General features: G+C 27.1%; 1 protein-coding gene. It reads right to left on the bottom strand.

Features of this window, described 5'->3' with window-relative positions:
- A partial coding sequence (locus E2O22_RS07810; protein WP_165955285.1) for an AMP-binding protein occupies positions 1 to 583 on the bottom strand: 583 nt, incomplete at both ends.

Here is a 583-nt window from a genome sequence, read left to right on the forward strand (position 1 = left end):
CTTGATTAGCAAGTATATCTTCATGGCTTAGCTTAAAAGTTTCACATACCCAAAAAGTATAATCAATCACACTTTTATGGCTTATACTTACTCCTTTTGGAGTTCCTGTGCTTCCGCTTGTAAAAAAGACATAAAGTAAGTTTGTATCTATGTGATTATTTAAAGCTTTTTCTAAAGCATTTTCATTTATATCAAAGCTTTCAAAATCTTCTGTAAAAATGATATCAAGACTAAAATCTAAATTTAATTTTTTAGAAGTAATTAAAAGCTTTGGTTTTAAAACTTCTATGACTTTTTCTACACGTTCTTTAGGGCTTTTTTCATCTAAAAGTGTATAAAAATTTCCACTTTTTGCTACACCAAAAAAAGAAAGCAAACAATCAATCCCTTTAGGAAGTATGATTAATACAGGATCTTGTGTACTTTTAGTAGGAAGTTTAGAAAGAATTTTACTTGCTATTTTTTTACTTAAATCATCAAATTCTTTATAGCTTATACTTCTACCATTAAACTCAACAAAAGCATTTTTACTTCCAAATTTAGCAACACTTTCTTGTAAAAAATCATTGATATGAGTTGTCAT

Origin of the sequence: Campylobacter lari (genome assembly GCF_004357905.1) — a bacterium.
Lineage (GTDB): Bacteria > Campylobacterota > Campylobacteria > Campylobacterales > Campylobacteraceae > Campylobacter_D > Campylobacter_D lari_D.